This is a genomic window from Clostridium sp. AF22-10 (assembly GCF_003478725.1).
Taxonomy (GTDB): Bacteria; Bacillota; Clostridia; order Lachnospirales; family Lachnospiraceae; genus Otoolea; species Otoolea fessa.
Window position 1 is genome coordinate 1 of sequence record NZ_QUFZ01000031.1, and the last position, 22,205, is coordinate 22,205.

Below are 22,205 nucleotides of genomic sequence, written 5' to 3' on the forward strand. Positions count from 1 at the left end.
TTAAAACGATAAAAAGAAAGAGAACTTGTTGATATAAAAAAAATATCATTCTTTTTGCATAAACATATAAAAACTCGAAAAGCGATTGATAAATCACCGAAAATTTGTGGCGAATTTTCTTAATATAGATATTTTAAGGAGGTATTGCGTAAAACAATAGATGTTGTATAAACTCAATAATCTTTTTTGCAGTATATTGCTAAATAGCTAAATGGCAAGCAATGCCTCTGTGGCCACAAGTGGCACAAAGGCGGCTTGTTGGGGCTCGCCCCAAACCCGTATCTTCGGGCCAACATGGCCCGAAGTGTCAGCGTCGCTTTGCTCCTTATTTTCATAACCTTAACGCTCCTTTTCCTGCGTTCGTCCCGGCCCGGTGTAGCCCATCAGAGTGTCAATGTTCGCCTTGATCGTGACGATCTCCTGCATATCCCGTCGTGCCTTCTGGTATTCTCCATAGAGCTGTTTTTTCTTTGCTGTGAGCTTGCGGCCTTCCTCCTTCAGCACATCCATTTTAGGGAGCTTCGCCCCGCCCAGCAGAGAGCGCATTTCCGCTTGTGCAGCCCGGTACAGTTCAAGGTCGGCCTCATGCTCCGCAAGGAATTTCCGGCTGTACTTCGTCGCCTTATACTGCTCAAAGACCGGACGGGTTTTGGCATACTGAACCGTTGCGGCCTTTAGCCCGGCATTGGTTTTCATGGCCTGTTCCGTCTGCTTGATCTGCTCGGAAATGGCATGAAAACGGTCTGCTGCCTCGGTGGCTTTCTGTGCCAACTGCTCATAATCGGTCAGGCCATTGTCCTGTATATAGGCAAGGGCAGCAGCCATCTGCTTAATGTTAAATACCTTCGCCCAGCGTTCATATCCCGGCCCCTTACCGGCAGCCAGCTTCGCTTGAATATCCACCGCCAGACTGATTTTCCGCTCCGAGTGCCCGGGGCGTTTTTCTTTGCCCTCAATGGCGGCCAGAACATCTTGCAAGTCGTAGCCGTCCCCCAGCGTGGAGGCGCGCAGACGGGTGAAGCGTTCCTGTCCCTGCCCGGTCAGCCGGAAGCTGATACCGCCGCCCCGAACCTTCTTGACCTCATATCCGGCCCGCTTCATCAGATTGAGAAATTCGTCCAGATCAGCGGGGCGTTCCGCCAGCGCAGTATCAATGGCAAGGCGCAGTCTGTCCTGATAGGAAAGCGGCCCTTTTCGTTCTTTCTGCCATTCTCCATAATTCCGATACTTGCCCTTGCTCCGGGGCTTCGGGTTCTCTACAATGGACAGCCCGTTTTCAAGGCACAGCCTGTCAGAGAGCCGCCGAAGGGCGAAGCTGGAGCCCCAAAAGTTTCGGAATTTCCGGGTGCAGTCAAGGGTGGTGGAGTTGTAATAAATGTGACAATGGATGTGCTGCTTATCGGTGTGCGTGGTAACGATAAAAGCGTGCCGCCCCTTCGTCCAGCGCATAGCCAGTTCATAGCCGATACGGTTTGCCTCCTTCGGGGGAACCTCGCCCGGATAGAAGGATTGCCGTATCTGATAGCACAGCACATCATTTTCTTTTTTCTGTTCCCGCCCCGTCATGGCGGCATAGCTGGCTTTTGTCAAAAGGAACTCGTCCGCCACAGTGGCCGGATCACATTCATAAGCGGAGATATACTTTCCGCTTTCTGTTTTCTCCGGGTCCTTGCCATAGTCCAGACAATCCCGGATTGCCTCGGCAATCGTTTCGCCTTCGCCCGCATGGCGCTGCAACAAAGTGTGGTAGCCAAAAATCATTCCTCCTTTCCATGAGAAAGGGGCGGCCCATTCAGACCGCCCCGACTTCGGGCCAGTATGGCCCGAGGCTGCTTAACTTGCCAGAAACCGGTACAGAGCGGATTTGCCTCCGTCCAGCGCCCAAAGAAGGGAGCCCGCCGCCGCTTGCAGTCCATACGGCGAAAGAAGGAAGGCAAGAAACAGAAATACAATCCCGCCTATGGGCGTCGGCGTGAAAAAAAGAGCGACGCCCAGCACCGCCAGGATCACAGAGGCAATCGTCAGCAGGACGGCACAAATATCAAACAGGAATACCAGCAGAGCCGCCAGAAGGGACAACGCCAAAGCAAAGGGAGCAACCAATATTTTCAGCAGTATCTTCATCTTCAAAACCTCCTTTATCTATCCTTTCTACCTCTATTTTATCATGCCTGCCCGGGGACATAAATGTTGCGAAAGATTAGTAAATCCTGTCCTAAAACTTCGGGTCATGCTGGCCAGAAGCTTGATGGTTTTATCTAAAAAGTTATGATATAATGAAATCAATATTTTGGTTAGACGAGGTGATGAACATGGGGAACAGCAGAGACGACTTTACTTCAGCAACAAAGGAATTACTGGCAAATCGGGTTGGTAGAAGATGTAGTAATCCTGCTTGCCGAAAGTTGACTTGTGGGGCAAATACCAATCCTGAAAAAATTACAAATATAGGGGTAGCAGCTCATATCTGTGCAGCGGCTCAAGGCGGTCCACGCTATGACGCTTCTATGACACCCGAAGAAAGAAAGTCGTTTGAAAATGGAATTTGGTTATGCCAGTCTTGTTCTAAATTGATTGATACGGATATTACTCGTTATCCTAAAGAACTGCTACAAAGTTGGAAGCAGCTTGCAGAACAGACAGCAATTTTGGAAGTCGAAACTACTTCTTCCACACCTGCCTTTGAAAAAGATAAAGAGCTTGTCCAATTTTATTTGGAGTGCTTTGATCGTCCAGCCTTTCAAGATGACATTTATCAAGAAGGTCGAATGGAGGATTTTGATAAAGCGATTGAAGATACGCTAATTGCCTTGAATACAGGGGTACTAAGAACTCGTGATGGCTCCATATTAAAACAGGCTGATGGAAAATCTTCTGTCCAAAACTCTTTATGGAGAGAAAAACTCTATACTATCACTGATATGCTAACAGCAATTCGCAGACGATTGAAAATAGCCAAAAAGGAAAAAGCCTATTCGACATATGGCACAGGCGAAGATGTCGCTTATTGTTTCTATGATCGTGAGCTTGCTGAATGGCTTAATTCTACACGAGAAGAAATACTAAAAATTCTATCGTCTATTTGTAAAGAGGCTGGACTTCGGGAATTACATTTTCGGAAACATAGATATAGATGGTAAAAAGAACAAGGCGGCAGGTCCCAACATCGGAACCTGCCGCCCTCGTCTTATTTTGCCACCAGCTCGGAAAGCTCCCGCAGCACCTTTGACACCTCGCCCCACAGCTTTTCATAGTCCCGCTTCAATCCGTCGATTTCCTCCGGGTACACGCCATAGGTGTGTGCGTGTACGGCGACCTGATTGAGATTGTTGGAACAGCGCCGTTGCAGAGAGATCAGCTCTTTTACGGGCGCAAGGTCGATGTGCAGGATATACCCATTCAGAGCCATTTTCCGTACATAAGCACCGGCGTTGGAAATGCCCACCTCAGCATCCGTTCATGGATGGCTGCCAGCTCGTCCGGCGTTACCATGACGTGCAGATGGACATTCCGCTTGCGGTTCTCCATCAGCGTTCCAGCTCCCGGCCTTTCCGGCGCTCTTTGGGCTCCTTTACCTTGTCCAGCGGCTTTGCGTCCAGCTCCGGGGGCGTGGGTGGGATGGGCGTATTGTTGGGTACGCCGTCGATCATGTTGCAGTTCTGCTCCGTGGAGAGCTCGGCGGTTTTCAGATAGTTGTCTTTTTCGTGCATGGCGATCCTCCTTTATCGTTCCTCATGGTTTTGATGGCTCCGCTTCTGGCCGGGCTCCTTCAGGGGGTCCTGCCCTCTGGTTCCTTCTTTGAGCCGGGCGGTAATGGATGGGCGCACCCGGTCAGGATTGCCCGGTGCTGGTTTCAGTTCATAATCCTCCATCTGCTTTTCGGTCAGCGGCTTTGCGTAGGTCAGTTCGCCCCATGCCATCAGACTGCCGTCTGCCACAGGACGCCGCCTGTCATCGTCGTAGTTGACGATGGAAAGAGGCTGGTTATCCGGCGGCTTCGGGTAAGTTCCTATGTCCACGGGCCGCTGGGTGGAATAATAGCGGTAAACACCCTCCGGTCCGAGCTCGGTATGCTTGACCGCCGCATGGTAAAGCTGCTGATAGTCGTCCACCCGGCGGTCAAAGTCCCTCTGCGCCCACACCTGACTGGTTCCATAGCGGCCCCAGTAGTAATCCCGATGGCCGTTTTCCCCCTCGGTAAACTGCCAGGTCACAAAGGGGCTCGGCGCTCCCGGATTATGCCCCAGCGCAAAGCCGTGTCCGGTTTCAAAGGTGGCAGCTTTCAAAATTACATATCCTTGTACTGTCTCCAAGAGATTCCTCCTTTCTGTGCCTCGGGCCAACATGACCCGAAGTGCTGGATGTTACGAAATAAGAGGGCAGACCGGGGAGGAATGTAATAAGATATTCCCGCCCCGGAAACACCCTCAAAAAAGCCCGGAATGTCAAGCCTTTGGAGGCGGCAAATCGTAACAGCCGCCCGGCCTTTTCTCCCGCATCTTCCTCATGCGTTCCCGGCTTTTCCGTCGGTTCCCTTCGGCCTTGCAGGCGTCGGAGCAGTAGGCTTGACGCCCCTCGGGCAAAAATGCCTTTCCGCAGACCGCACAGGCCCGCAACTCCGGGGAGATGCCTTCCGTTGTCAGCGCCGCTTGAAGCTCCGGGTTAAGGGGCAGGACAGCCTCACGGAAGTAACGGCAGTACGCCCCTGTCCAGCACTTGTGCAGCATATAGCAGGCACAGTCAAGAGGAAGGCACAGGCCGCTTTCCCGGTCATAGTTGGCGCACATCCCCGTGACCAGAGTGCGGATTTTCTTCTTCTCGTCACGGGTCAGCTCCCGGGCGTCCATTTATGACTTCGGGCCACGATGGCCCGAAGGGCGGGGCTCCACGATCAGCGCCCGGAACTTCTTCCGGCACTGTTTTTTCTTTCCTTTGCACTCCTTGTAATAACGGCATCCCTTACAAGGGTCGTCATTGTCCCAGCCGGGGTGCGGTACTTCCTTCATCATTCGTTCAAAAGGGCTGCTTGTAAAATTCATTCTCATTCCTCCGTATCTTCCTCCCATGGCGGGGTATCTTCGTCCTCGGGTTCCTCTGCGATCTCCTCCAGCTCCCCGTCCTCATATTCGCAGTAATCATCTTCCAAATCCGGGGCTTCATGCTTCGGCTTGTAAATCTTGAAATAGTAACCAATTCCACCGCCAGCCAGCACCACCGCGCCGATCAGGAGCAGAGAGAGAAGGGGACTGTCCTTTTTCTCCGGCTTGGGTTCCGGTACTTCCTCCACCGATTCGGTGGGCTTTGGCTCTGGCTCAGGGGTCACTTCTTTGGGCGGTTCCTTACCCTGTTCAGCAAGAGGCAGAAGGTCGTCTGTGGTAACGGTATTGAGGAAATAGACGTTCTCGCTGGTTTTCTGTTTGTCGATCACCAGATAAAACACGCTCTCGTCTGCTGTGGTGATGGTGTAGAACTCCTTTTCATCCTCGTCGGTGGCGTTGTCCACCACGGTTCCCGTCCCGTCCGGGGTAAAGGGGTTCTGGGTTTCCGGCTCTGCTTCGGTTTCTGCCGGGGAGGGAGCTGTCTCCGGCTGCGGCTCGCTGCTCTGTGCATAAGCCGGGACTGTAAAGATCAGGCAACACAAAAGGCTGGCAGCCATCGCCGCCAGCCTGCGAAATTTAGTTTTCTTCATGGGCCGTGTCCTCCTTTTCGGGTGCCTCCGGCTTCGGGTCAGTATGGCCCGAAGCGGTAAGGCTGTTTTTGGGGTCATTCAGAAAAGCCATAAGCTGGGCGGGCGTCAGTTTGAGGGAGCGCACCGCCTGCACGATCTGGCTGTTTTCTTCCTCCTGTTTCTGCTTTTCCAGCTCCCGGATTTTGGCCTGCCATTCGGCGGCCTTCTCCCGGGCTTTTTCCAGTTCCTTATCGAGCTTGTCGATTTTGTTCATGCAAGGACTCCTTTCCTCTGGCTCACAAACGCCCGAAGGCATAGAAATGTGTCTGCCAGTAGCTTGAATTGATGTTTGCGTATTGGATGGGCGAACCACAATGGAGCATCATCCCGTCGCCCACATAAATCCCCACATGGGATACAGGGCCGGGGCTGTCATAGGTTCCCGTGAAAAAGATAATGTCGCCGGGCTTTGCCTCGGAGGGGGAAATGATAGCACACTGATTATAAATGCCCTGCGCCGTGGTACGGGGCAGGTTGTGGACGCCGCTGGCCGTGTACACCCAGCAGACAAAGCCCGAACAGTCAAAGGAGGTGGACGGGCTGGAGCCGCCCCACACATAGGGCCAGCCGATGTACTTTGTGGCTTCTTTCATGAGCGCCGCAAAAGCCGGGTCATCCAGCGCCTCGCCGGGTATCTCATAGCTGGGGCCGGTATCTTCGCCGCCGTTGTAAATCCCTTCCCACAGATAGGGTTTGTTGCCTTTGAGCTGCTGCATAACGGTGTAGATTTCCCGCTGCTGTTCGTTAAGCCTCGGCAGGATCACGGCGGGCAGCGTCTTGTTTGTGAGGGTCACATTGAGAATGTAATACTCATAGGGGACTTCCTCGGTGGTGGTTTCCCCGGTCTCCGGGTCGGTGCTGGTTTCGGTGCGGTAGCGTATCTCAACTTCCTCCGTCAAGGTCAGTTCATACTGTGCCTCGAAAATCTCCCGCAGCTCGTCCTGCACCTGTTCACGGAAATACACATGGTACTTTGCCGAGAGATAGGACGCCAGCTCATAGGGGTTATGGCCGATCTCGTCCACGGAATAGCGGTACTCGTCATAGCCGGGATGGGTGCTTTCGATGTTCGCTACCGTCTGCGCCAGCTCGTTTTCCAGCGCTGTGTAGTCCTCGTCCACCCCCAGCAGGTCCGTATCCTCCGAGGCGTAGGAGGTGCCGGATAACGCATTGGCAAGGCCGCTGCCAAGCGTGGGGAAGATGGAGCTTACCGCCGACACAAGAAAACAGAGCAGCAACAGCAGGAGCAGGACCAGCACCGCCACGGGATGACGGGTCACAAACTGCGCCGCCCGACGGGTCGCAGTTCCCGAAGCGGCAGCGGTTTTCTTTGCGGCCTTTGCACCCTGTTTTGCAGCCGCCTTTGCCTCTTTGGAATACCGGCGTTTCAGTTTCCATTTCTGCTGCACACGGGAAAGCGGATTGCTGGTAAGCTCCGGGTGCTCGGAGGCCATCTTCTGAAAATCCACATTGGCCCGGGCTTTTATGTCCTTCCGTTCCCACTTTGCCACCTTCCGGGCCGGGTGTTCCTGCCAGCGGCGTTTGGCATAGCGGGTCAGTTTCCGGGTTCCGGCCTCTGCGGCCAGCTCGGATTTATGGGCTCCTTCCACACCCACATTTTCATGCTCGACCTCGTGTATCTTGTTGTGGACATAGAACCATGCTTCTGTACGGACTCCCCGGACTGCCTTTTTTGCAAGCCCCGGCGGCTTCTTCGCTGCCCGTTTTGCCTCGGTCTTGTCCAGTTTTTCCCGGGCCTTTCCCAGCTTTCCCCCGGCGTGTTCCGCTTTTGCCTGTGCTTTCTGGTACTTGTCCTTTTTGCTCCCGGCCTTCTCGGCGGAGCCCTCCGGCTCCTGTGCCTTGCCGGTATCCTGCGGCCCGCCCGCTTCATCTTCCTGCCTCATGCGGTCAGAGGGACGGCTTTTGCGGCTGTCCTCTTGAAACTTGCCGCTTTTGGACTTCGGGCCATCGTGGTCCGAAGGACTGTCCTGCCCGGTATCCTCGTCCTCAAACCGCAGGCATCGGGACGGTGCGGGGGAAGGTCCTTCCCGTTCAGCCGGTCCGGGGCGATTGCTCCCGGTATCCTCCGTTGGCCCCGGCCTTTGAAAATTCCGTTTATCCGGTTTCTTTCCGATGATGTATCCCTCCTTTCCAAACCTCGGGCCATCATGGCCCGAAGTGCGTTATGCCCGGTTCATTTCCTGTTTTTTGTCCTCCGGGCGGGTGGTCATAATGGCGTACAGCTCGGTATTCTGCGGGAAGCGGTCAACAAACGGGATGGTGGTATTCCCGAAGAACAGCAGCCCTTCGCCGGAATTGGTATGGGTCACATAGGAAAGCTGGTGGGGGCTGATCCCAAGCTGTTTGGCTAAAATCTGCCGGTCCCCCTGTGCCTGCGAGAGCAGCACAAGGAAGTCTGAGTTTTCAAAGATGTTCTCAATCTCCGGGCTTGCCAGAAAATCCTTTACGTTCTGCGTTAAAGCACTCGGAACGCACCCTTTTTTTCGCAGCATTTTCCAGATTGCCACACAATAGCTTGCCGTCAGACGGTCACGGAGCAGCACATGAAATTCGTCGAAGTAACACCATGTGGCGATACCGCGGAGGAAATTCATGGACACCTGCGAGTTTACCAAGTCCTGCATAATGAGCATGGCAATCGTCCGAAGCCCGGCCCCCAGCTTTTTTAAGTCAAGGCATACCAGACGGCGGTTTAAGTCCACATTGGTTTCATGGTTGAACACGTTAAGGGAACCCGACACATAGATTTCAAGGGCAGTTGCCAGCCGTACCGCCTCGCCCTCCGGCTGGGAACAGAGCAGGTCATACAGGGTTTGGAGGGTCGGCATTTTGCTTGTTTCCGGATCCTGCAAATGTTCCCGGTACATCTGGCGTACACAGCGGTCAATGACGGTCCGCTCCACCGGCTGCAAGCCATCCTTGCCGCCAACGATCAGCTCCATCAGCGACAGGATAAAGTCGGCTTTCAGCGCCATCGGGTTTTCCTCGTCAAAGCTCAGGTCAATGTCCATCGGATTGATGTGGTGGGGGCTGTCCGGGGCAATCTCGATGACCTGTCCGCCCAGCCGCTTGATAAGGGGCGAGTATTCGCCCATCGGGTCCACCACAATGATCCGGTCACGGGTGGCAAGGAACACGTTCACAAGCTCCCGCTTTGCGGCAAAGGATTTGCCGGAGCCCGGCACGCCGAGGAACAGGCCGTTGGGGTTTTTGAGCTTTTTCCGGTTTGCCATGATGACGTTATGGGAAAGTGCGTTGAGCCCGTAATAGACGCTTCGCCATCCATGCGGAGCTCCTGCGTCATAAAGGGAACGAAAATGGCCGTGGAGCTGGTCGTCATGCCGCGCTTGATCTCAATGCCGTTATGGCCCAGCGGAAGGCTGGAAAGAAAACCATCCTCCTGCTGGAAGTCCAGCCGCTTCAAGGTGCAGTTGTATTTCTGGACGATACCGGACACCGTGAACAGGTCATTGTCCAGCTCCCGGCGGGTCGGGGCCATGTTTACCACAAGGAAGGTCAGCAGGAACATTCTTTCATTCCGGCTCTGTAAATCTTCCAGAAGGGTCTTTGCGTCGTTGCTGTATGTTACGAGGTCGGGTGGAAGTATGTCCATGTCGTACCCTGACCGGGCTGCCTTCTTTTGTTCCTCCACCTTCATCTTGTCAATGTCGGAGACTTTGGCCTTGATGGATTTTACGGCGGCGGCCTGATCGACGGTTTGGATATGGAGAGTGATGGTCATTTCCGCATCCATTTCCAAAAGCTCCGCCAGCAGCTTGTCCGAGAGCTCCGAGGCCAAAATCTGCAAGTAGGAGGCGGCACCCCAAGTCGTCCCCACCCGGAACAGACGGCTGAAACGGAAGTCGAAGCTGTCCGGGGCGATAAAGTCTTTGGTGGAAAGCCCGGTTTTGGGGATCATATCCCATGAAAACCGGAAGGGGGAGCCGCTGCCGGGGTGGAGCTGCCCGTGAAGAAGCTCCAGCCGTTCCAGCCCCGAAAGGGAGCGGCACTTGACGCCCAGCTTTTTGAAGTTCCCGCAAATGTCCGCCTCTACACGTTCCAGCCTTGCCCTGGCGGTGGGAAGGTCGTCCACATTCACGCCGAAGGTCAGGAGCTTTGTGCGGACAATGCCGTTGTTGCTTTTGGCGATCTGGTTTTCCAGCATTTCCACATACTCACACCGGACGCTGTTGTAATCATCGTCCTGCATGGGGATGTTCACGCTGTACCGGCTGCCCGGGCGGCTCCGGTGGTTGAGGAAGGAAAGCTGGAACGGAAGGCTGCTGTCAAAGTAGTTGAGGCAGGCGCTCCACCCGTCAAAGATGGCTGCCTGATCTTCGGACTGTGCGAGCTGGTAGTTGATGTCCTCGTATTCAATGGTTTTGGTGTAATAACGGTCCGCTACCCGGCACACCCCGTCCCGGTACATTTCCCGGTAAGGGAGGGTCTGCTGGGCGGTGGTGGGAATGTTCTTTCCTTTCGTGAACAGGCCGGTAAGGCCCTGCTTTTCAGGCTTTCTGCCTGCGGGCTTTCCGGCCCTTCTGCTGTTTCGCAATCGGCTGCGCCTCCTTTCTGACGCTAAGCAGCGCATAGAAGTTTTCGGTTTTGTAAGGCCGCACACGGGGATAGAGAAACCGGGTGCGGATGATATTTTTCAGCACTTTTTCCAGCGGCAGGCCGTCCCGCTCATACATAGCCAGAAAGAAGAACGGGAGCATGAGGCCGATCATTAGGAACATGGCGGCGCTGTTCCCGATACTGCCACGGGAAAACAGGTAAGCCGGGAGGCCCATCGCCGCCGCGCTGGAAAAACAAACAAGCTGGCGCTTCGTTAGGTTGAAGGCCAGCTTTGTCTTGATTTTGGAAAGGTCTTTTGGTACTGGCACATAGGCCATTTTGGTACACCTCCTTTATTGCTTCGGGCCAGCATGGCCCGAGGTTATCTTGCGGCCTCTTTGGCCGGGGCTGTGCTGCGGGCAGCTTCGGCGGCCTCTCGTCCGCTCTGCCTTGCCCGCCAGTATTCGGGGTGATACTGCCGGATGGACTGATTGAGTTTTTCTTCAAACTGTCCTTTGTCCTTAATACGGTCAGGGATGTTCCACAGCTTTTTATCCAGCAGCTCCCGGAGCACTACGCTTTCCTGCGCGTCCTCCTCATAGCAGATATAGCCCCTGTCCTTGAAGCCGCATTTTTTGGCCGCTGGGGAGAGGACGGCGGCTACCTCGTTTGCCACCATCGTTCCGCCGTGGCTGGCGGTAGATACCAAAAACACCCCCGGACAGAGGGTTTCACAATTCTGCACCTCGCCCCACGGGGAGCTTTTCGGCGCATGGAACATTCCGCCCGTCCGGCTCCGGTCTGCCTGCATGAGTGCTGCCTTTTCTAAGATGGCTTTCAGTTCCGGGGAAAAATAGGCATATTCCCGAAGGACACGGGCGGCCTCCCCGCCGCAGGCGTTCATCAACAGGGTATAGGCGTCGCTGTCCGCTTTGGTACAGCGACCCAGCAGTTTTCCGTCGTAATAGCAGGCCGCGTCATAGCCCGTCCGTTTGCGTGGCATGGTTCCCGCCTCCTTTCTGCTTCGTGCCAGCATGGCCCGAGGTCAACGCTCTGCACTGCGGCTGGGCTTTTCCTTCGGAGGCCGCTCTGCCTTTGCCTGTTCGGCAGCCGCTTTTCCGGCTTTGAGTTGGTCGCTAATGGACGCACGCCCCACAGAGCCGCGCTCCGCCATCTGTTCCAGCTTTGTCTCATAGGCTTGCAGAACAGCGGTATTGAGCTGTTCCCGGAACTCCTTTGTGACAGGGTAGGCCATATCCCGGTAGCCGCCTTTGCCGTCCGGCTGACTGGGCATCCCAAGAAAGAGGCCCTTGCTGCCCTGCACGATTTTCAGATTTTCCACCACAAAGCAGTCATTGAATTTCACGCTGGCAAAGCCCATGAGGTTTTTCACAGGTTCGATGACCCGCACGCTTACATCCAGCTTTATAGGGGCGGCTGGTGTTCCGCCCGCAGTTTTTTCCTGCATGGATTTCTCCTTTCCGCTTCGGGTCATCATGGCCCGAAGTCTCTTAATGGCAGCCGAAGATGGATTTTGCAAGACTGCCTGTTTTGAATAAGGTAAAACACAGCAACACCGTATATCCCACACAGCCCCAGATCGCCCCGATGGGGTCGCCGTCGGTGGCGATACTCTGGATCAGCACCGCATAGATGGCGACACAGACCAAGATCAACAGACCTTGAAAGCCCACCGCAAAGAGGGAGCGGAAATAGTTCTGCCCCATGTGTCCGGTTTCCCTGTTGGGGACTGTGGCAAACGGGATAGGCGCTAAACTTGTGAGTAAATAAATTTCAATCATACGGCCATATACGATGACGAAGATCACGATGTTTAAGGCAATCATGGTAAGCTGGATCAGGAAGGATTGTAGCCAGAGTCCGAACAGAGGACCTAACTCCATCGCCTCAAGCTCTGTCCGCAAACTGTCCAGCACATCCGGCGTGATCTCTGTCCCGTTCTGGATAATGCCCGCTGACTGCTGTATCACATGCTGGCTCACATCAAAGACCGCCAGCACGATATTGAAGGTGTTCGTCAGGATCATCACAGCCACAAAGGTTTTGAACACCCACTTAAAAAACATCCATGTATCAATTTCATGGAGGTTGTTGCGTTCTATGAGCATCTGTATCAGCTCATAGGTCATTACAAAAGTGAGGATGACCCCGGCGATTGGCAGAATGGCAGTTTCAGAGATCTGTCGTATCATGGAAAAGACCCCGGCGTTCCAGTCCGCCGGGGTCGTGCCTACCTGTGTGGCGATCTCGCCAACGCTCTGATTGACGTTATCGAAAAGGCCATCCAGATTTCCCATGATACCATCGACAAGCAGACCTTTCAGCCATTCAACGATTGCGTCGATGATAAAGTCCATACATCAGCTCCTTTTCTGGAAAAAGGGACAACGGGTGACACTTAGCTGAACAGCCCGGACAGCAGAGGGATAAGCTGAAGGCCGATCAGAACGACACCGCCACCAGCCATGAGCTGCTTAATGCCCTGTGATTTTGCTTATGTGTGATAAAGAAGTAATAGAAGTGTAAAAAATTTTGCCGTTCCTATCCGGCACATGAGGTATGTCGGATAGGTCGGGCGGTTAGGTGTCGGGCAGTTCTACCTTGCCGACAAAAGAATAATAGATTTCGATTTCCTGTCTGCGTAACTTGCCCCGGCGTTTCCCGTCAAGGGCAACGCTTTCATGGACAACGATTTTCTCCACAAACTCCCGCAGCAGAGTAGGGGTAAGTTCTCAATGGTAGTGTGCCTGCGTACCACATTCATAAACTTTTCAGCGTTTGCGGTGGCTTCCTGCGCTTTGGAAAGTTCTTCCCGCAGTCTGGCGGCACGTTCTTTCAGTTCTTTCTGCTCGGCTTCATAGTCTGCCGACAGCTCTGTGAAACGCTCGTCCGATATGCGCCCGGTTACGCTGTCCTCATACAGCCGCTTGAAGATAGCAGATAACTCGGCTATGCGTTTCTCGGCGGCTTCCAGCTCCTTTTTCTTGGCGGCGTTCCTGCGTCTGTCCCCGTCCTCATTCTGCTCGATTAAAAGCTTCATAAACCGGGCTTCATGCTTTGCCGCATAGCTGGTAACTTTCCGCAGATTGGAGAGTACGCCAGCGGTCAAGAGGTCAGTGCGGATAAAGTGCGCTGTGCAGTCGGCGGTGCGTTTCTTGTAGCTTCCGCAGATATAACAGTCCTGCTTGCGCTTGTCCGTCTGGTATCGCTGCTGGTACATGACGCTGCCGCAGTCGGCACAAAAGAGTATGCCGGAGAACAAGCCCACTTCGTCATAACGGTTGGGGCGTTTGCGCTGCTTGCGTAACTCCTGCACCCGTTCCCACGTTTCCCGGTCAATGATAGGCTCATGGTGGTTCTCAAAAACCGCCTGCTTTTCCGGGGGATTTTCTATGCTGTGTTTCAGCTTGTAGGACGGCTTCTCGGTCTTAAAGTTTACCAGACAGCCCGTATATTCCCGGTTTTCCAGCAGATGAACCACGGTATTGGTCGCCCACTTGCACTCATAGCCGGGGTGGTAGCGGCGGGTGCTGCCCGTCCTGCGGTATTCCAGCGTCCCCGGCGTGGGGATTTGCTGCTCGGTCAGCATACGGGCTATCTTGGTCGGACCGTTCCCGGCAAGGCAAAGGCTGTAAATCTGCCGTACCACCGGGGCGGCTTCCTCGTCAATGATAAAGTTTTCGTCCTCGTCCATGAGGTAGCCATAGACGGGCTTGCTTGTGATGGGCTTTCCGCTCATGCCCTTAGAGCGTTTTACTGCCTTGATTTTCTTGCTCGTATCTCTCACCAGCCATTCGTTAAAAATGTTCCGCAGCGGGGCAAAATCATTTTCCCCCTGTGCGCTGTCCACTCCGTCATTGATAGCGATGAAGCGGACACCTTTCTGTGGGAAAATCATTTCTGTGTACATTCCCACCTGTAAGTAGTTTCGCCCTAACCTCGACATATCCTTGACGATAACTGTCCCGACTTTCCCTGCTTCAATGTCTGCAAGCATGGCTTGAAATCCGGGTCTTTGAAAGTTCGCACCGGAATAACCGTCGTCGGTGTACCAGCGCAGATTAGAAAATCCATTCTGTTTGGCATAGGTTTCCAAAATCCTCTTTTGGTTGGAAATGGAATTGCTCTCGCCTTGCAGCTCGTCCTCATGGGACAGTCTTGGGTAAAGGGCGGTAATGAGTTGCTGGGTGGTCTGTCTTAACATAAATTCCTCCGTTTCCGACAGCCAGCCCCACTATTCCGTACCTTGATTGTACCACATGGGGCGGCTGTCTGTATAGCGGCAAAAGCGTCAAATCTGCTTCTTTACGGTCGGTAAAAATGACGGTTTTTCAATCAGGCTTATCACAGGTCAAATATCCGGCGGCGGCTTCTGCTTCCAGCACTTTCATCATCTTGTCAGCGGCGGTGTCGGTCGCCCCCTCCTTGAAAAAGCCAGACACCACAAGGATTGTGTTGCCTATCCTCGTTTCGGTCACGCAGTCCGGGCGGCGGGCAGGGCGTTTGTTTCTCTGGGTGTCGGTCATAGGCAAATCTCCTTTCCGGCAAGCAGCCGTTTCAGCTGTTCCATTTTTCCCTGTGCGGCGGCTTTCCTCAAATTCTCCCCGGTAAAGCAGAGAGGGGAACACATTTCAAGCAGGCGGTCATAAATCCGGGCGTGGGCGGTGTCCTCCGGGTGCTGCAATTCCTCCAGCGTGAGGTTGGTCGTCACAATCAGCGGCTTCCTGCTCCGGTAGCGGCTGTCAATCACATTGTAGACCTGTTCCAGACCGTATTCTGTGCCACGCTCCATTCCAAAATCGTCAATGATGAGCAGGGGGAAGCTGCAAAGGCGGGAAATATATTCGTTCCTGCCCGCAAAGCTGGCGGCAAGGTCGTTTAATATTGCTGCAAAGTTTGTCATGCACACCGGGACTTCCTGCTCCATGAGGGCGTTTGCAATACACCCGGCAAAATAGCTTTTCCCAGTGCCTACCCTGCCCCACAAGAGCAGCCCGTAGTTCCCGTCCTTTATCTGTTCCCAGCGTGCCACATATCCGGCGGCGTTCTTCATCTGCGGGCAGCTGCCGTTATCGTTGGCAAATGTCCAGTCCTGCATGGTCTTGTCTGTAAAGCCCTGCCGTTTCAGCCGTTCCACCGTTTCAAGGTGGCTGCGCCGCTTCTCGGCGGCTTCCCGTTCCTTACGGGCTGCCCGCTGGCAGTCGCACTCTGACGGGTGGCGGTCACGCCCGAAAAAGGTCTTGCCCTCCGGGAAATAGGCTTCTTTGGGTTTCCGGCATTTGCCGCAGTATAAAAGCCCGTCCTCCCCGGTGTAATCCTCCGGCTCGGCTGTGGTGTCGGTCATAGGCAGTATGGTGTTGTGGATTGTATCGGTCATAGGCTTTCTCCCTCCTTGAATGAATAGTCCGGTATGCCTTTCTTTGGCTTCTCTTTGGCAGCGTCCTCCTGCGCCCACTTGTAAATGGTGGCTGCATGGCTCTGGTACTGCTTCCCGGTGGAAGCGATGTGGCAGGAAAGGCGGTCAAGGTAATACTCCCACTTGCCGGGGAAGTCCTGTTCCAGCTCCAAAAGTTCTGTGTCAGAAAGAAATACATTTTTATATCTGCCATAAGCGGCGGGGGGCTGCCCCTCACTCGCTCCTTTTGTTTGGCTCTCTATTAGGTTGTTTATATTAGTTTGGTTAGGGGACGGTTTTCCGACCGTCATAAGGTCAGTTTTCCGGCTGTCAGTTGGTCGGTTTCCCGCCCTTATGAGGGGCGGTTTTCCGTCCGTCAGTTGGTCGGAAAACTGTACCACTGGGATAGGCGGCACTTTCACATACAGACGGTTGGCGGCAGAAAAGCCCGTCCGTCTGCGTTCCAGCAGCCCGGCAGCGTCCAGTTCGTTCAGTGCGCCCTTTATGGTGGTGCAGCCTTTATCCAGCATTTCCGCTATCTCTGCTATGGGGTAGACAATGTATGTCCGTCCCTCGCTGTCCTGCCAGCCGTTCTTCTGCGAAAGGGTGGAACGGTCTAACAGCAGCGCATATAACTCTCTTGCGGTGTGGGATAGGTCTGTTTCCAGCAGGAAACGGGGGTAAGGCAGGTAAGCGGGCAGCTCCGTTCCTGCGGTCATATAATCAGCGATAGGGTTCACCTCCTTGTGGTGTCTGTCTGTGGGTTCTGTTACGCTTTTAGGGGGCGTTTTTAAGGGAAAAGGATAAATGTATCACGCACCCTTTGACACCCTCCAAAAAAGCCTTGATTTATGCGGGTTTGAAATGCCCTAAAGCGTGACATTTCTCCCTTTGTTTCCGCTTCCGTTTGGCGGCGTTTATCCGCTTCATGCGTCCGGCGCAGTCCGGGCAGTATTTCCCCCGGTTGGATTTTGGGAAGAAGAACGCCCCGCAGACAGCGCAGCGTTTCCGGCTTCCCCGGCGCAAGAGGGCGGCTTCCAGTGCTTCATCAAGGGGCAGGACAGCGGCGGTAAACCAGCGGCAGAGCAGCGAATAGCTGATACTCTGTACACACACGCAAGGCTCGCCGTCCTCCAACAGCAGGCAGTTCCCGCTGTCATAGTTGCAGCACTCATGCACAAGGCGGCGGGCTGCCCGGTACTGGCGGTAGTCCATGCGGGGGATATTACCGTTCATGGCTCTGCTCCTTTCTGCGCTGCGGCTCGCTCCGGCGTAAAATCTGGTCGATATTGCCCTTGACAGTCTGCAAGCGGCGGTACTCCTCCCGTTTTGCCCGGTAATCGTTGTAGCCGCTGTTTTTCTCTTTGATAAGGCTTTCAATCTCTGCTTGCAGGGATTTATAGCTCGGCAGCTTGGAAATGCCGTTCTCCCTGAAATAGCGGGCGGCTGCGTCTGCTATGATAAAGTCACTTTCATGCTTCTGACGGTAGGCTGCTTTTGCTTTGGCGTTTTTCTGCTGTTTCAGCCCGTCCCGGACAGGGCGGGTCTTGGAATAGGCAAGCACCTGCCGTTGCAGCTCCTTTTTCCCGTTCAGCGTCTTTTCCACCTGCTTCAACCACGCAAGGCTTTCCTGCATGGCGGCATAGGCGGCAGAACAGGCTTCGTCCAGTTCCTCCGGGGAGGAAAAGCCGTACTGCTGATAGGCGGTAACGGTAGCTGCCATTTGCTTTAGGTTGTGCTTTGCCGCCCAGCGGTCATAGCCCACGCCCTTGCCCTCGGCTCGCTTGGCTTCCCGGTCAACCATGCGCTGCAAGGTGTTGTCTGCCGGGGTGGTTTTTGCAGCTTTTTCCCCTTGTAACGGCTTTTTAACTGCGGCAGGGTATTCGGGTATGGCTTTGGTCTGTTCGGCAGCTCTGTGGGCGTTCTGCGTGAGCAGGGCAAGGACAGCAGCCTTGTCAAAATCGTCCCCCAGCTTTCGGGCTGTGATAGGCTTTGTCCTGTCCGGCGTGAGGTAGGAAAGCCGCCCCCGGCTCTCCTTGACGGTCACACCCTCCCGCAGCAAAAGGGAAGAAAACTCGTCAAAGCTGCCAGCTTGGGAAAGTGCCTGCCGTATCGTCCGGCGCAGCTTCGCCTTGTCCGTTTCAAACTTGGTGGGCTTGGTCGGCTGTCCGGCGGCTTCTCTGGCGGCGTTCTCTTTGTCAAGGGCAAGCTGCCCTTTCTTTGCCGCCCAGTATTCCCGTTCGGTTATCCGTTCCTTGCTGCCGTTCAAGAGGTCGATTTGGTAAAGCCCCTCCCGGTGGCACATTTCCATGACTTCGCTCTTGAAATATTCCATAGCGGCGTTGGTGCAGCGGTGCTTGCAGCCCTCCAGCGTGTCGGCTGGTCTGTCCATGTAGGGCAGAAGCGGGACTTCGTAAATCCGCAGGGAGTTGATGACGATATGCACATGGATATTCCCGCTGTGGTTATGCCCGTCCGGGTGGGTGCAGATTAGGCTTGGTGTCCGGGGAAATGCTCCTTGCAGAACTGCTCGCCCAGCTCCTGCGCCCGGTCTACGGTCAAGCCGTTGTCTGTCCCGTCCCGTGGGTCAAAGCTGATGATATAGTGGTGGCTTTTCACATCTTCCCGTTTTTGGTTTTTCTCATAGCGGAGATTGGCTCGCATACAGGCAACAGCGAAATCCTCGCCCCCGCAGTTGAGGGAAGAAATGCGGTAATCCTCCCTCGGTATCAGCCGCCCGTTTTCATCAAGGGTGGCTTTCATGGTAAACTCGTCATGCTCAAATGTGAGATAGGCTTCCGCTGCGCCATAGTCGGCGTTTTTAGAGCTGATATGTTTGAATGTTGCCAACAGCGTCACCCACTTTCTGCAAGACTTCAAACTTTAGGGCAGCAAGGTCGGAAACCGCCGCCCGTACCTCCCCGGCAAGCTGCGGATAGGGACTGTGCCACTCGTTCAGCGTCCGGGCTATCTGGTTTAAGTTGCCGCCGATCCTCCCGTATTCGGCGGTCAGCTTCCCGACAGCGGCAAGCAGCTCGTCATTGATGGGGGAAACGGTTATGATGGGGCGTATGGCTGCCCCGGTTATGGCTTGCCGGATAAACTCGGCTTGGCTCATGTGGTAAGCAGAAAGCCGCTGGGCAAACTCGGCGTATTCTTCCTCGGTCATGCGTGTTTTGACTACCCGGCTGCGGTGCGGCGTGTTGTATCGTTTCATAGGTGGTTGACCTCCTTTCTGTGCGTGGTGTCCTCTCACTAATAGGAGAAAAACAGGGTGTGAAGCGGAACTGTTTTTGAAAAATCCGAAAAATATTTTGAGGGGTTTTTCAGCGGCGCAAGCCGCATAAGCAGGGTTTGGGGAAGGCACTCCCCAACAAGATTCCCGCAGGGGCAAAATGAGCGATAAGCGAATTTTGGCACCTCGGTAGAATCTTGCTCTAAGAAACTGCCGGCCTGCCGTTCACTTGCTACTGCCACTTTTTCAGAAAATCTATAACCAGCTTTTTTTATAAAAGGCTGCGGGCTGGCGTTTTTCCCTTACTCCCTACAAACCACAAAAGAGCAGAATGGACGGACTTTCCGGCAAGAACTTTTCCGGCGGCTCGGTCTTTCCCGACAATAAGGCGTTTCGGAAGCTGCGTTTTGCCCGCTGTCTGAAAAAAATGGCAGCCTTTTTTGGTTTCACTGTCTAATACGGAACTTTTGGAAATTTGCCAAAAATGGACGCAAAAAAAGCAGCAAATCTTTTTCGGATTTACTGCTTCATGTGCCGCTGCGGTGCGGCGGGATGGATATTCAGTTGAAATAAAAGAGGATGGTGGTACTTTAGTCTATCGACTCTTTACTAACTATTAGGTAATCTTGAAAGATTTTCCTTGAATTTATCTAAAGAATGTTCATTGTTTCCCGCAAAAATAAGTGGAATTGTATATTCATATGATATGCCATTTTCATAGTCCGATAATTGTATTTTTATAGTATCATCCCTCTCATCTTTAGGTGCTATATATATGAATGAATTTTTATTTATATCAGATATTTTCCCTTTTTCAGAAGAAACAGTATAACCCCAGTCTGTTAAATTTGTCTTTATTGTAACTTCTGTTTCTGTTTCTTTTCTAGTCTGCAATGCTGTTTTATCGATTTGGATATCAAAAGGAGTCGAACCTAACAATTCACTGTTTATATTTACAAGTTCTTCTCCATTTGTTTTAGAAATATTAGATTCATCTTCATAATTTTGTTGAGATTCATCTTTTGGTGTTTCTCTGTTACATCCTAATAAAAAGCATAAAATAATTAGTACTAATACAGAAAGTTGTTTTTTTGCATTTATTTCTCCTTTCATATTATCAAAGAAAGCACTGAGAGTACTTTCAAGAAATTTTGAAATATTCTCAATGCTTTCTATTTTTTGATCATAAACTTGCCGGTAATGATACTATGTTAATTTATCTCTTTCGCGTAACCTTTGTTGCAATATACACATGCACCATTCACCCATTTGTGAGACATTTCAATCGTCTCAACTTCATAAATGCTTACTTCTCCACAAATTACACATTGTTTGTAATTATATACATGACGTGTCGCACATTTATCCCAGTCATCATATATACCAGGCATTTCATCTTCATATCCATAGTACTGGGGAGAACCCCAACTATGAGTATGAGCGGCAAATACAGTCATTGGAGCAGCTACAATTCCAGCTACTACTGAAAGTGCTAAAATAGATTTTCTTAAATTCATAAGTTCCTCCCTTTCCTTAAAAATACATAGCTCTTTGTTACATTGTCATTTTAACATAATAATTGGTAAAATGCAATAATTTATTTTCTATTTACGAGAAAATACTGTGCATATTATCTTATTTAGGAATAGTTAAGGCGGCTACCTAAATCTTTTTATTACTTTACCGCACATGAGCATTTGCCGCAGGGTTGTCCGACCCGTAACCTTCCAGAAGGTTGATGACGCCCCACACCGCCAGACCGGCGCCAAGAGCCATGACCAGAATTTTAAGAATGTCGATTGCCTGATTGAAAAATTCCATATACGTTCCTCCATTTTGTTTGTTTGATGGTTTTGGGTACAAAAAAAGCCGCCCACATCGGCGGCGCTTCGGGTCATCATGGCCCGAAGTTACACGAACTCGTCGCTGTCCAGATCATCGAAGTTCAACAGGTCAGCTTCTTCGTCTGTGTCGGAGCCGTCCACTTCGTACACCGTGTATTCGTCCTCCGGCTTTAGTCTCAATGGCCGGTGGCGGAACAGGCTTTCCAAGCGGAAGGCGTTTTTCTTTTTATCAAATTCGGCTGTGTACTTGTAATTCGGGTGCTTTTTCAAGTCATACTTCGGGGACAGGAAGGGCGGGAGCCCCCGAAGCTGCAAGATACATTTATCCCCGGGCATGGTGGTGATCTCGCTGGTGGTCATCAGCTCCCGGCCAAGCCGCTGCATATTCTGGCTGTAACTTTCAGACTGTCCACGGCTCCGGCCCTCGGTCTGCATAGAGATGGTGGCCTTGCCCAGCCAGTTTTCCGAAATATCCTTTAGGGTGGAAGCCTCCCGGCCTCCGAGGAATACGATACTGTCCATGTTGCCCATGATGGTTTCGGAATGGTCTTTGTACAATGCCTTGCACTGGCTCATTGCCTGATAAAAAAGCGTCAGGCTGATCTCACGGGAGCGGATGACGGCCACGATCTTTTCCAGCCCCGGCACCTGTCCGGTATTGGCTGCCTCGTCCCACAGCACCCGCACATGATAGGGCAGACGCCCGCCATAGGTGTTGTCAGCCCGTTCACACAGAAGGTTGAACATCTGCGAAAAAGCGAGGGCAACCAAAAAATTGTAGGTGGTGTCCGTGTCGCTGATAAGAAAGAACAGCGCCGATTTTTCATCCCCCAGCTTATCCAGCTCCAGCTCGTCATAAGACATGATCTCCCGAAGTTGGGGAATATCAAAGGGAGCCAGCCTTGCACCGCAGGAAATCAAGATGCTTTTGGCTGTCTTGCCAGAGACGAAAAGTCAAGGACTTTTTCATCAAATTCACAAAGAAGTCACATTTTGAGGACTTCCTCACGGAGCAGACGCTTGATTTTGTCCTCCATCGTCTCTTTTGCGGTCTGGCTGAAATGGACACGGACGATATAGGTGGTCTTGCCGATCTGCTTTCTGACAGTCGGGCAAGGGGTGTTGGTGGTGGTGCTGTGGGTTGCGGTATTGTTCATTCAAAATCCTCCTGTAAATGAAAAATGCCCGGTGACTGTTCATCATCGGGCGGTGTCGGTATGAGGGAACAAGGCAAGGCGGCAACATTAAGGTATCTATAAAACCTTTGCCGTCTTTGCCACGCTTGCCGTGTTCCCGTTGTCAGTCTCGGAGATAGCAGACCCATGCTGTGCCGTCTTTCTCGGTCACAAGTCTGTCCCCGATACGGCTCTTTGCCGTTCTCATGGTGCGTGAGGAAATCCCACG

The 22,205-nt window shown here is 52.9% G+C and carries 23 protein-coding genes and 7 pseudogenes; 2 read left to right on the forward strand and 28 right to left on the reverse strand.

The window, feature by feature from the left end; genetic code table 11:
* Positions 1 to 339 precede the first annotated feature (339 nt).
* Positions 340 to 1,761, reverse strand: a complete 1,422-nt coding sequence (locus DWX91_RS14780) for a relaxase/mobilization nuclease domain-containing protein (protein WP_118539472.1) — start codon at positions 1,759 to 1,761, stop codon at positions 340 to 342.
* 72 nt (positions 1,762 to 1,833) lie between these two features.
* Positions 1,834 to 2,124 (reverse strand): CD1845 family protein, encoded by a 291-nt coding sequence (locus tag DWX91_RS14785; protein ID WP_009901657.1) that lies wholly within the window; start codon positions 2,122 to 2,124, stop codon positions 1,834 to 1,836.
* A gap of 188 nt (positions 2,125 to 2,312) precedes the next feature.
* Here DWX91_RS14785 and DWX91_RS14790 point away from each other — a divergent pair, with 188 nt between their 5' ends.
* Complete coding sequence (locus DWX91_RS14790) at positions 2,313 to 3,140, forward strand: hypothetical protein (RefSeq protein WP_015553877.1); 828 nt, start codon at positions 2,313 to 2,315, stop codon at positions 3,138 to 3,140.
* A 47-nt stretch (positions 3,141 to 3,187) separates the two neighbouring features.
* Here the strand turns inward: DWX91_RS14790 and mobC are convergent.
* The 21 genes and pseudogenes from mobC to DWX91_RS14900 all read right to left on the reverse strand — a co-directional run bounded on the left by mobC (position 3,188) and on the right by DWX91_RS14900 (position 18,939).
* Positions 3,188 to 3,528, reverse strand: a pseudogene (mobC, locus tag DWX91_RS14795) (plasmid mobilization relaxosome protein MobC).
* Positions 3,528 to 3,710: a DUF4316 domain-containing protein gene (locus tag DWX91_RS14800; protein WP_003500078.1), complete on the reverse strand. Its 183-nt coding sequence runs from the start codon at positions 3,708 to 3,710 to the stop codon at positions 3,528 to 3,530. Before DWX91_RS14800 ends, mobC begins: the two are co-directional and overlap by 1 nt.
* Before the next feature lie 12 nt (positions 3,711 to 3,722).
* Positions 3,723 to 4,313 (reverse strand): hypothetical protein, encoded by a 591-nt coding sequence (locus tag DWX91_RS14805; protein ID WP_243099070.1) that lies wholly within the window; start codon positions 4,311 to 4,313, stop codon positions 3,723 to 3,725.
* A gap of 132 nt (positions 4,314 to 4,445) precedes the next feature.
* Complete coding sequence (locus DWX91_RS14810; RefSeq protein WP_055650129.1) at positions 4,446 to 4,847, reverse strand: cysteine-rich VLP protein; 402 nt, start codon at positions 4,845 to 4,847, stop codon at positions 4,446 to 4,448.
* Positions 4,848 to 5,045: a hypothetical protein gene (locus DWX91_RS14815; RefSeq protein WP_005927616.1), complete on the reverse strand. Its 198-nt coding sequence runs from the start codon at positions 5,043 to 5,045 to the stop codon at positions 4,848 to 4,850.
* Positions 5,042 to 5,689 carry a DUF4366 domain-containing protein gene (locus tag DWX91_RS14820; RefSeq protein ID WP_118539476.1) on the reverse strand — a complete coding sequence of 216 codons (648 nt, stop codon included), beginning with the start codon at positions 5,687 to 5,689 and terminating at the stop codon, positions 5,042 to 5,044. The genes DWX91_RS14815 and DWX91_RS14820 overlap by 4 nt, the downstream gene beginning before the upstream one ends.
* Entirely contained in the window at positions 5,676 to 5,942 is a 267-nt protein-coding gene (locus tag DWX91_RS14825; protein ID WP_005927622.1) for a DUF4315 family protein, read from the reverse strand. Before DWX91_RS14825 ends, DWX91_RS14820 begins: the two co-directional genes overlap by 14 nt.
* Before the next feature lie 22 nt (positions 5,943 to 5,964).
* A complete protein-coding gene (locus DWX91_RS14830) occupies positions 5,965 to 7,632 on the reverse strand; it encodes a C40 family peptidase (protein ID WP_118001045.1) in 1,668 nt (555 codons plus the stop codon).
* Positions 7,633 to 7,911: 279 nt separating this feature from the next.
* Positions 7,912 to 10,178: pseudogene (locus tag DWX91_RS14840) on the reverse strand (DUF87 domain-containing protein).
* 79 nt (positions 10,179 to 10,257) lie between these two features.
* Positions 10,258 to 10,644, reverse strand: coding sequence for a PrgI family protein (locus DWX91_RS14845; protein ID WP_118539480.1), 387 nt, complete (start codon positions 10,642 to 10,644; stop codon positions 10,258 to 10,260).
* A 44-nt stretch (positions 10,645 to 10,688) separates the two neighbouring features.
* Positions 10,689 to 11,342 (reverse strand): DUF7007 domain-containing protein, encoded by a 654-nt coding sequence (locus DWX91_RS14850; protein WP_118539482.1) that lies wholly within the window; start codon positions 11,340 to 11,342, stop codon positions 10,689 to 10,691.
* Positions 11,343 to 11,351: 9 nt separating this feature from the next.
* A complete protein-coding gene (locus DWX91_RS14855; protein ID WP_243099071.1) occupies positions 11,352 to 11,774 on the reverse strand; it encodes a SpoVG family protein in 423 nt (140 codons plus the stop codon).
* A gap of 43 nt (positions 11,775 to 11,817) precedes the next feature.
* Positions 11,818 to 12,684 (reverse strand): VirB6/TrbL-like conjugal transfer protein, CD1112 family, encoded by an 867-nt coding sequence (locus DWX91_RS14860; RefSeq protein ID WP_101871243.1) that lies wholly within the window; start codon positions 12,682 to 12,684, stop codon positions 11,818 to 11,820.
* Between the two features lie 41 nt (positions 12,685 to 12,725).
* A pseudogene (locus DWX91_RS18265) lies at positions 12,726 to 12,821 on the reverse strand (Maff2 family protein); the annotation flags it as partial.
* An 85-nt stretch (positions 12,822 to 12,906) separates the two neighbouring features.
* Positions 12,907 to 14,531 (reverse strand): annotated as a pseudogene (locus DWX91_RS14870) (recombinase family protein).
* A 127-nt stretch (positions 14,532 to 14,658) separates the two neighbouring features.
* Positions 14,659 to 14,853: a transposon-encoded TnpW family protein gene (locus DWX91_RS14875; RefSeq protein WP_002594231.1), complete on the reverse strand. Its 195-nt coding sequence runs from the start codon at positions 14,851 to 14,853 to the stop codon at positions 14,659 to 14,661.
* Entirely contained in the window at positions 14,850 to 15,704 is an 855-nt protein-coding gene (locus DWX91_RS14880) for an ATP-binding protein (RefSeq protein ID WP_002594232.1), read from the reverse strand. Before DWX91_RS14880 ends, DWX91_RS14875 begins: the two co-directional genes overlap by 4 nt.
* Positions 15,701 to 16,441 (reverse strand): replication initiator protein A, encoded by a 741-nt coding sequence (locus tag DWX91_RS14885; RefSeq protein WP_002594233.1) that lies wholly within the window; start codon positions 16,439 to 16,441, stop codon positions 15,701 to 15,703. Before DWX91_RS14885 ends, DWX91_RS14880 begins: the two co-directional genes overlap by 4 nt.
* Positions 16,442 to 16,571: 130 nt before the next feature.
* Positions 16,572 to 16,958: a cysteine-rich VLP domain-containing protein gene (locus tag DWX91_RS14890; RefSeq protein ID WP_002594234.1), complete on the reverse strand. Its 387-nt coding sequence runs from the start codon at positions 16,956 to 16,958 to the stop codon at positions 16,572 to 16,574.
* Positions 16,948 to 18,572: pseudogene (locus tag DWX91_RS14895) on the reverse strand (relaxase/mobilization nuclease domain-containing protein). Before DWX91_RS14895 ends, DWX91_RS14890 begins: the two are co-directional and overlap by 11 nt.
* Positions 18,544 to 18,939 (reverse strand): plasmid mobilization protein, encoded by a 396-nt coding sequence (locus DWX91_RS14900; RefSeq protein ID WP_002594236.1) that lies wholly within the window; start codon positions 18,937 to 18,939, stop codon positions 18,544 to 18,546. The pseudogene DWX91_RS14895 and the gene DWX91_RS14900 overlap by 29 nt, the downstream one beginning before the upstream one ends.
* A 349-nt stretch (positions 18,940 to 19,288) precedes the next feature.
* On the opposite strand from DWX91_RS14900, the gene DWX91_RS18270 reads away from it, so the two are divergent.
* Positions 19,289 to 19,414, forward strand: coding sequence for a hypothetical protein (locus DWX91_RS18270; protein ID WP_007037420.1), 126 nt, complete (start codon positions 19,289 to 19,291; stop codon positions 19,412 to 19,414).
* Positions 19,415 to 19,566: 152 nt separating this feature from the next.
* On the opposite strand, the gene DWX91_RS14910 is transcribed toward DWX91_RS18270, so the two are convergent.
* The 5 genes and pseudogenes from DWX91_RS14910 to DWX91_RS14930 form a co-directional block, all read right to left on the reverse strand.
* A complete protein-coding gene (locus DWX91_RS14910) occupies positions 19,567 to 20,070 on the reverse strand; it encodes a hypothetical protein (RefSeq protein WP_054355260.1) in 504 nt (167 codons plus the stop codon).
* Positions 20,071 to 20,168: 98 nt separating this feature from the next.
* Positions 20,169 to 20,474: a desmoglein-4 gene (locus tag DWX91_RS14915; RefSeq protein WP_118539486.1), complete on the reverse strand. Its 306-nt coding sequence runs from the start codon at positions 20,472 to 20,474 to the stop codon at positions 20,169 to 20,171.
* A 175-nt stretch (positions 20,475 to 20,649) separates the two neighbouring features.
* Positions 20,650 to 20,778: pseudogene (locus tag DWX91_RS14920) on the reverse strand (Maff2 family protein); the annotation flags it as partial.
* 89 nt (positions 20,779 to 20,867) lie between these two features.
* Positions 20,868 to 21,746: pseudogene (locus DWX91_RS14925) on the reverse strand (TraM recognition domain-containing protein); the annotation flags it as partial.
* Positions 21,747 to 21,787: 41 nt separating this feature from the next.
* Positions 21,788 to 21,958 (reverse strand): transposon-encoded TnpW family protein, encoded by a 171-nt coding sequence (locus DWX91_RS14930; RefSeq protein ID WP_117504531.1) that lies wholly within the window; start codon positions 21,956 to 21,958, stop codon positions 21,788 to 21,790.
* Between the last annotated feature and the right edge of the window lie 247 nt (positions 21,959 to 22,205).

Bases quoted from the DNA above. Each gene is read 5' to 3' on its own strand.
- DWX91_RS14780 (WP_118539472.1), bottom strand. From the start codon at position 1,761: ATGATTTTTGGCTACCACACTTTGTTGCAGCGCCATGCGGGCGAAGGC.
- DWX91_RS14785 (WP_009901657.1), bottom strand. From the start codon at position 2,124: ATGAAGATACTGCTGAAAATATTGGTTGCTCCCTTTGCTTTGGCGTTG.
- DWX91_RS14790 (WP_015553877.1), top strand. From the start codon at position 2,313: ATGGGGAACAGCAGAGACGACTTTACTTCAGCAACAAAGGAATTACTG.
- DWX91_RS14800 (WP_003500078.1), bottom strand. From the start codon at position 3,710: ATGCACGAAAAAGACAACTATCTGAAAACCGCCGAGCTCTCCACGGAG.
- DWX91_RS14810 (WP_055650129.1), bottom strand. From the start codon at position 4,847: ATGGACGCCCGGGAGCTGACCCGTGACGAGAAGAAGAAAATCCGCACT.
- DWX91_RS14815 (WP_005927616.1), bottom strand. From the start codon at position 5,045: ATGAGAATGAATTTTACAAGCAGCCCTTTTGAACGAATGATGAAGGAA.
- DWX91_RS14820 (WP_118539476.1), bottom strand. From the start codon at position 5,689: ATGAAGAAAACTAAATTTCGCAGGCTGGCGGCGATGGCTGCCAGCCTT.
- DWX91_RS14825 (WP_005927622.1), bottom strand. From the start codon at position 5,942: ATGAACAAAATCGACAAGCTCGATAAGGAACTGGAAAAAGCCCGGGAG.
- DWX91_RS14830 (WP_118001045.1), bottom strand. From the start codon at position 7,632: ATGAGGCAGGAAGATGAAGCGGGCGGGCCGCAGGATACCGGCAAGGCA.
- DWX91_RS14845 (WP_118539480.1), bottom strand. From the start codon at position 10,644: ATGGCCTATGTGCCAGTACCAAAAGACCTTTCCAAAATCAAGACAAAG.
- DWX91_RS14850 (WP_118539482.1), bottom strand. From the start codon at position 11,342: ATGCTGGCACGAAGCAGAAAGGAGGCGGGAACCATGCCACGCAAACGG.
- DWX91_RS14855 (WP_243099071.1), bottom strand. From the start codon at position 11,774: ATGCAGGAAAAAACTGCGGGCGGAACACCAGCCGCCCCTATAAAGCTG.
- DWX91_RS14860 (WP_101871243.1), bottom strand. From the start codon at position 12,684: ATGGACTTTATCATCGACGCAATCGTTGAATGGCTGAAAGGTCTGCTT.
- DWX91_RS14875 (WP_002594231.1), bottom strand. From the start codon at position 14,853: ATGACCGACACCCAGAGAAACAAACGCCCTGCCCGCCGCCCGGACTGC.
- DWX91_RS14880 (WP_002594232.1), bottom strand. From the start codon at position 15,704: ATGACCGATACAATCCACAACACCATACTGCCTATGACCGACACCACA.
- DWX91_RS14885 (WP_002594233.1), bottom strand. From the start codon at position 16,441: ATGACCGCAGGAACGGAGCTGCCCGCTTACCTGCCTTACCCCCGTTTC.
- DWX91_RS14890 (WP_002594234.1), bottom strand. From the start codon at position 16,958: ATGAACGGTAATATCCCCCGCATGGACTACCGCCAGTACCGGGCAGCC.
- DWX91_RS14900 (WP_002594236.1), bottom strand. From the start codon at position 18,939: ATGAAACGATACAACACGCCGCACCGCAGCCGGGTAGTCAAAACACGC.
- DWX91_RS18270 (WP_007037420.1), top strand. From the start codon at position 19,289: ATGGACGGACTTTCCGGCAAGAACTTTTCCGGCGGCTCGGTCTTTCCC.
- DWX91_RS14910 (WP_054355260.1), bottom strand. From the start codon at position 20,070: ATGAAAGGAGAAATAAATGCAAAAAAACAACTTTCTGTATTAGTACTA.
- DWX91_RS14915 (WP_118539486.1), bottom strand. From the start codon at position 20,474: ATGAATTTAAGAAAATCTATTTTAGCACTTTCAGTAGTAGCTGGAATT.
- DWX91_RS14930 (WP_117504531.1), bottom strand. From the start codon at position 21,958: ATGAACAATACCGCAACCCACAGCACCACCACCAACACCCCTTGCCCG.